The organism is Sphingobium wenxiniae (genome assembly GCF_007830065.1).
GTDB lineage: Bacteria > Pseudomonadota > Alphaproteobacteria > Sphingomonadales > Sphingomonadaceae > Sphingobium > Sphingobium wenxiniae.
In genome coordinates this window covers 1-6,313 of record NZ_VLKK01000047.1, presented here as the reverse complement: position 1 = coordinate 6,313, position 6,313 = coordinate 1, and the positions used below count along the sequence as shown (strand labels likewise).

Here is a 6,313-nt window from a genome sequence, read left to right as displayed (position 1 = left end):
GAGGGGGGACAGCTCGACAATATCGACCAGCTCGCCGGGTTTTACGATTTCCCCGTAATTGGCGGGATCGAACGGGTTTCCGCGCCCCTTTTGCGCGAGGGTGAGGGCGGTATTGTCGCCCAGGGCAACCTTTGCCTTTCCGTTGTTTACAGGTGAGCTTGCACGATTCATGCCCTCACTTTAGCAGCAACGGTGAGCTAGGCAATTCCTAAAGCTCGCCGATCGGGATCGGGATATACCCCAAAACTCACCGTTGATTTGGCTGCTACCCCAAAGCTCACCGGACTCGACCCCAACACTCACTTTTACCGACCCTAACACTCACCGAAGGCCACCCCAAAACTCACGCGACTCGACCCCAACACTCACTTTTCGAGGCAATTTTTCTCGGTTTTCTGCGGGTTTGAGCCACCCTGAATCTTGAATCTAAGAAGAATCTTTGAATCAGAACGCGAACGGTGAGTTTTGGGGTAGCCCTGCCTGTGGATAACTCTGTGCCTGCCGAACCGTCAGGCCCGAAGAAAAAGAAAAGCACCGCCTCTTGGGGCTTCGCCCCGCCGGCTCGCGCCCTACGGGCGCCCCGGATGGCTTTAGCCATCCTCCCACCCGGCATCCCCATGAGATGAGCCGGCTACGCCAGCACGCTTTTGTTCAATTGGCACCCAGCTCCACCATTTCACCCAACCATCCAACCCACCACCAAGCCCAACCGTCCAATTGGCTTTCCAGAAAAGCCATGCGGATAGCGCAGCGATCCAGTCGAGAGGGCAGGGAAGGCGGAAACGTCCCCGCAGGCGCGATTTCCGGCCTGCCCAGCCCCTTTTCAGGCGTCAGGCAGGATGGGAGAGGGTCGAACGTCCACGGCGCTCTACGGGCTTCTCAGGTAGCCATTTTTTTGGAACCTAGATCGTCGTGGTTTCGTCCACCCACTCAATCGGCCGGGGCTGGCGTCGATTGCCAACGGTGAGGATCTACCCCAAAACTCACCTTTCGCACGCCAAAGGCCGATTTCCCGCGCTGCTCCTTCCTCTCGGCTCCGTCATGCTGGCGGTCCCGCCCGCGATCCTCGACATGCTGCATTTGCGGGCCGGCGCGACGGTCGGCGTAGCGGTCGATGGCGGCCGTCTGGTGGTCGAGCCGAATCCGCGCCCGCGCTACACGCTGGACGAGTTGTTGGCGCAATGCGACGAGACGGCCGAGCTGAGAGTGCTTTTGCCGGAGCCAGGCCCGCCGGTAATGATATGGAAATCGGGCCAGTCAACCATTGCCCGCGCCTTCCGCTTCTGCATCGAACGCGCGTTTACCGCGCCGCTTCCAGAGCGCCAGCACATCGCCGGCATTTTCATCGCGCGCTTTCGCCGCCAGTTCTAGCATCGCGCCGTAAAGGGTGGCGTGATCGTCGTCGGCGAGATCGACCAGGCCGGCTTTCTGGACGAGGCCGCCCAGCTCGATCAGGTGGCGGGTGCGTGTCCGACGGGCCACGACCCATTCCCTCGTATCGGTGCGGCGCGCAGCGGCTTCAACGCGGTGCCTCGCCTGCGCCAGTTTCGTTTCCGTCTTTGCCGTCATAGCGAGGGCGGAGCGTAGCTTTGCGGCCCTTGCGTTGAAAGAAGGCCGCGCCTTTCGAGCGCCACGCCTCCCTTTCTTCCGCGCTGGCGGATGCGACGGCGGCGAGCAGCGCGCCCGCCAGCACATCGAGATCGAGCGCGTCGGCCCCGGTGGAGGTGACGAGTTCGCCGAGCTGCTGGACCTTGCGCGCCTTGAGCGCCTTGGCCTTGTCGTTCAGGGCTTTCAGTTCCGCGTCATAGTCCCGAACCTTACGCATAGCCTCTCCTGAAAAGCCGATCATGTTGGCCCCGATAGTAGCACAGCACGCGCGCGAGGAAACCGGAACCGGCAAAAATGCGGCGGAGTCAATCATGCGAACGGCAGAGAGTATGAGTGCGCGCTTATACGTCGTTGCCGACGTGCGCTAAGAAGGGCAGTATGGAGACCGTCATGGCGATCTACCATTTCTCGGCCAAGGTCATCAGTCGCGCCAACGGATCGAGCGCCGTTGCGTCCGCTGCCTATCGTGCGGCGGAACGGCTGCACGATGACCGGCTAGGGCGCGACCATGATTTCTCGAACAAGGCCGGCGTCGTCCATTCGGAAATCATGGCTCCGCAAGGTGCGCCGGAGCGTTTAAACGACCGCACGACCTTGTGGAACGAGGTCGAGGCGGGGGAGATCAGGAAGGACGCCCAGCTTGCCCGCGAGGTGGAGTTCTCGATTCCGCGCGAAATGAATCAGGCGCAGGGCGTCGCGCTCGCCCGCGAATTTGTCGAAAAGCAGTTTGTCGAGCGCGGTATGGTCGCGGACATGAACGTGCATTGGGACATGGGCAAGGACGGGATGCCCAAGCCCCACGCGCATGTCATGTTGTCGATGCGCGAGGTGGACGGGGAGGGGTTCGGGAAGAAGGTCCGCGAGTGGAACCGCACCGAGCTGTTGGAGGGGTGGCGCGAGGCATGGGCGAACCATGTCAACTTGGCGCTTGCCGAGTTGGATATTGATGCCCGCATAGATCATCGCACCCTGGAGGCGCAGGGGATCGACCTGGAGCCGCAGCACAAGATCGGGCCGGCGGCATCGCGTATGCCCGAACAGGGGCTTGAGGCGGAGCGGGTCGAGGACCATGCCCGGATCGCACGCGAGAATGGCGAGAAGATCATCGCCAACCCGTCGATCGCGCTCGACGGCATCACGCGCGGGCAGGCGACGTTCACCACGCGCGACCTGGCGATGTTCGTCCATCGGCACAGCGACGGCAAGGATCAGTTCGACCAGGCTATGAGCGCGGTGCGGACCTCGCCGGAACTGGTGGCGCTGGGGAAGGATGGACGCGGCGAGGACCGCTTTACCTCGCGCGACATGATCGCGACGGAACAGCGGTTGGAACGGTCGGCTGACAGCCTCGCCGGTATGGCGCGGCATGGCGTCGCCGAGGCTACCCGAGCGCGCGCGTTGGAGGCGGCCGAGGGCAGGGGCCTTTCCCTGTCGGCCGAGCAGCGCGGGGCGTTGGAGCATATCACCGGCAAGGATGGGCTGGCGTCCGTGGTCGGCTATGCCGGCACCGGCAAATCGGCGATGCTGGGAGTGGCGCGCGAGGCGTGGGAGCATCAGGGCTATCAGGTGCGCGGCGCGGCGCTGTCGGGGATCGCGGCCGAGAATCTGGAAGGTGGATCGGCTATCCCCTCGCGGACGATCGCGAGCCTTGAATATCAGTGGGACCAGGGCCGCGAGCTGCTGACCAATCGCGACGTGCTGGTGATAGACGAGGCCGGCATGATCGGCACGCGCCAGATGGAGCGCGTGTTGTCGGCGGCGGATAGGGCAGGGGCCAAGGTCGTTCTTGTCGGCGACCCGGAGCAGTTGCAGGCGATCGAGGCCGGCGCGGCGTTCCGATCGGTGACGGAGCGGCATGGCTGGGCCGAGATCACCGAGATACGGCGGCAGCATGAGGATTGGCAGCGCGAGGCCACGAAGGCGCTGGCGACTGGCCGCACCGGCGAGGCCATCCATGCCTATGAGCGGCATGGCATGGTCGAGGCGGCCGAGACGCGCGAGCAGGCCCGTAGCGAGCTGGTGGACCGCTGGGACGCGCAGTGCACCGCCGCGCCGGATCAGACCCGCATCATCCTCACCCATACCAATGCCGAGGTGCGCGATTTGAACCTGGCCGCGCGCGATCGGCTGCGCGACGCCGGCGAGCTGGGCGCGGACGTGCGCCTGTCGGTCGAGCGGGGCGCGCGCGACTTCGCGAGCGGCGACCGCATCATGTTCCTCAAAAACGAGCGCGGCCTTGGCGTGAAGAACGGCACGCTAGGCAAGGTCGAGCAGGTCAGCGCCGAGCGCCTGGCCGTGCGGCTCGATGATGGCCGACAGGTGGCGTTCGACCTCAAGGACTATGCCCATGTCGATCATGGCTATGCGGCGACGATCCATAAATCGCAGGGGGTGACGGTCGATCGGGCGCACGTCCTCGCCACCCCCGGCATGGACCGTCATTCGGCCTATGTGGCGCTGTCGCGGCATCGCGACGGGGTGCAGCTCCATTACGGCCGCGACGACTTCGCCGATCAGCGCCGGCTTGTCCGCACCCTGTCGCGCGAGCGGGCGAAGGATATGGCGTCGGATTATCCGATGGTCCGCGACCGCGACGCGGAGGCGCGGGCTTTCGCCGACCGGCGCGGCTTGTCGGGCGAGATCCGATTGCCGGAACGGGCGGAACGCTCGCCGGTGGAGATCCTTGGCCCTCGCGCGGAAACCATGCGCCAGATGGGCGAAGATCCACGCACGGTTCGCGATGCCGGCGACCGCAGCGCTGGCGCGGGACAAGCCGCGGCCGAGCGGCAACCGCGGCGGGGCATGTTCGACGGCTTCCGGCCTGCCCCGCAGCGCCCAGCGCCGGAGCCGACGCCGGCAGGCGAGCGCGAGAAGGCGGCCCCGAGGCGCGGCATGTTCGACGGGCTGAAGCTGTCGGCCGCGCCGCTGAAGGGCGCGGAGCGCGCGCCGGTGCCTGCCGATCGCGGCCAGGGCCGCGACTATGCCCGCGCGGTCGAGCGGGCCTCGCGTTCGGCCGAGGCGGTGTTGCAGGCGCGGGCGTCGGGCGCTCCGGTCCTTGAGCATCAGAAGGTCGCGCTCGAGCGCGCGACACAGGCGCTTGAGCAGATCAGGCCGGGAGCCTCGCGCGACCTGTCGGCGGCGATGCAGCGCGACCCCGCCTTGCTGCGCGAGGCGGCGGCGGGGCGCAGCGGGCCGATGCTCGACGCGATGGCCCAGGAGGCGCGCGTGCGGGCCGATCCGAACTTGCGCGCGACAAGGTTCGTGGAACGCTGGCAGGGGCTGAAACAGGAGCGCGACCGCCTCACCCAAGCCGGTGACATGGCGGGCCGGGAGCGCACGGGCAAGGAAATGGCGGGCATGGCGAAAAGCCTTGAGCGCGATCCCCAGGTGGAATCGGTCCTGCGTAATCGCACCCGCGAGCTGGGGCTTGAGATCGGCATAGGCCGGGGACGCGGCATGGACAGCGGCGATCTTGGCCGCGAGCTGGCGCGGGATTTGGGGATAGGCATGGGGCGCGGCATGAGCCGGTAAGGAGAGGATGATGGACGAGGATAATTATCGCGACAACGGCGAGGCCGGCGACGATCCGCAAGCGGCGTTCGAGCAGTTGCGCGGCGAGGTGGCGCTGGTGCGCCTTGCGGTCGAGGGACTGGCCCGCGCGCGTGAGTCCATCGACATTCCAGACTATCAGCCGACGCTCGCCAACACCGAGAAGATATTGCTGGCTCTCACCCAGCGGGTCGATGCGATAGCGAAAAGCCCCGCGATGAAACTCACGCCGGAGACGATGGGAGAGCGTGTAAACGCTTCGGTGGCGAGCGCGACGGGCGAGCTGCGTAACCTGGTGCAGAGCGCCAACTCGACGCTGGACGGGGCGGCGCGCGACCTGTCCGGCCTGGTGGCGTCGGCGCGGCGCGGCGACGAGCAGAACCGATGGCTCTATCTATTCGGCATCGGCGGCGTGGTGCTGGGGATTTTGCTCTATGCCTGGCTGGCGGGGCCGATCTCGCGCAGGATGCCGGTGAACTGGCAATGGCCCGAACATATGGCGACGCGGACGCTTGCCGAACCGACGCTATGGGATGCCGGCACGCATTTGATGGAGCGCGCCTCACCGGCGGGCTGGGAGATAATCGTCGCGGCCAATCCGCTCGCCGATGGCAACCGCGAGGCGATCGAGGCGTGCCGCACGTCCGCCACCAAAGCCAAGAAGGTGGTGCGCTGCACGATCGAGGTGAAGCCGGAGGTGACGAGATGAAGATCTGTCGAGTTTTTTGACATCGAGCGGGATCAGCGCGCCGGATCACCGCCGGCCAGTGACCGTCACCGCGCCAGCCTCTCAACGAGACAGTTGATATTCGCGGACCAAAACCGATGCAGGGACATGCCATGCCCGCCGGTTGTGCGGATCATGTGGAGTGTCAGCGCCCGCTTGCGGGCCAGAACCTCCGTCGCGCGGGATTGGCCGATCAGGGCCGCCAGATCGGCGCGTGTGCGGCCTTCCGCTTCCATCGCCGCCTCAATCGCTTCCACCGGCTCCAGCTTGTCCACCGGCCAACGCTTGCGCTCATAGTCATTGACGTGACCCCCTGATTTTCCTCCAAGTTGGATTAGAGTCCGGCCCTAGTAGAAGGACGGACGAGATGAAGAGAACGAGGTTTTCAGAAGAGCAGATCATCGGAGTGCTGAAGGAGGCTGAGGCGGG

The 6,313-nt window shown here is 65.6% G+C and carries 5 protein-coding genes and 1 pseudogene; 2 read left to right on the top strand and 4 right to left on the bottom strand.

Going from position 1 to position 6,313, the window contains the following annotated elements:
- The 3 genes and pseudogenes from IQ35_RS21670 to IQ35_RS20365 all read right to left on the bottom strand — a co-directional run.
- Window positions 1-171 (bottom strand): annotated as a pseudogene (locus IQ35_RS21670) (replication initiation protein); the annotation flags it as partial.
- Window positions 172-1,257: 1,086 nt separating this feature from the next.
- Window positions 1,258-1,482, bottom strand: coding sequence for a conjugal transfer protein TraD (locus IQ35_RS20370; protein ID WP_145076113.1), 225 nt, complete (start codon window positions 1,480-1,482; stop codon window positions 1,258-1,260).
- Window positions 1,483-1,519: 37 nt separating this feature from the next.
- Complete coding sequence (locus tag IQ35_RS20365) at window positions 1,520-1,825, bottom strand: conjugal transfer protein TraD (RefSeq protein WP_145076110.1); 306 nt, start codon at window positions 1,823-1,825, stop codon at window positions 1,520-1,522.
- Window positions 1,826-1,998: 173 nt separating this feature from the next.
- Here IQ35_RS20365 and traA point away from each other — a divergent pair, with 173 nt between their 5' ends.
- Complete coding sequence (gene traA, locus IQ35_RS20360) at window positions 1,999-5,139, top strand: Ti-type conjugative transfer relaxase TraA (RefSeq protein ID WP_145076107.1); 3,141 nt, start codon at window positions 1,999-2,001, stop codon at window positions 5,137-5,139.
- A 7-nt stretch (window positions 5,140-5,146) separates the two neighbouring features.
- The gene (locus IQ35_RS20355; protein WP_145076104.1) at window positions 5,147-5,866 is read left to right on the top strand and encodes a DUF6118 family protein; all 720 of its coding nucleotides are present in this window, start codon (window positions 5,147-5,149) and stop codon (window positions 5,864-5,866) included.
- Between the two features lie 65 nt (window positions 5,867-5,931).
- Here IQ35_RS20355 and IQ35_RS20350 read toward each other — a convergent pair whose 3' ends face one another.
- Window positions 5,932-6,159: a hypothetical protein gene (locus tag IQ35_RS20350; RefSeq protein WP_184205123.1), complete on the bottom strand. Its 228-nt coding sequence runs from the start codon at window positions 6,157-6,159 to the stop codon at window positions 5,932-5,934.
- Window positions 6,160-6,313: the final 154 nt, after the last annotated feature.

Bases quoted from the DNA above. Each gene is read 5' to 3' on its own strand.
- traA (WP_145076107.1), top strand. From the start codon at position 1,999: ATGGCGATCTACCATTTCTCGGCCAAGGTCATCAGTCGCGCCAACGGA.
- IQ35_RS20365 (WP_145076110.1), bottom strand. From the start codon at position 1,825: ATGCGTAAGGTTCGGGACTATGACGCGGAACTGAAAGCCCTGAACGAC.
- IQ35_RS20355 (WP_145076104.1), top strand. From the start codon at position 5,147: ATGATGGACGAGGATAATTATCGCGACAACGGCGAGGCCGGCGACGAT.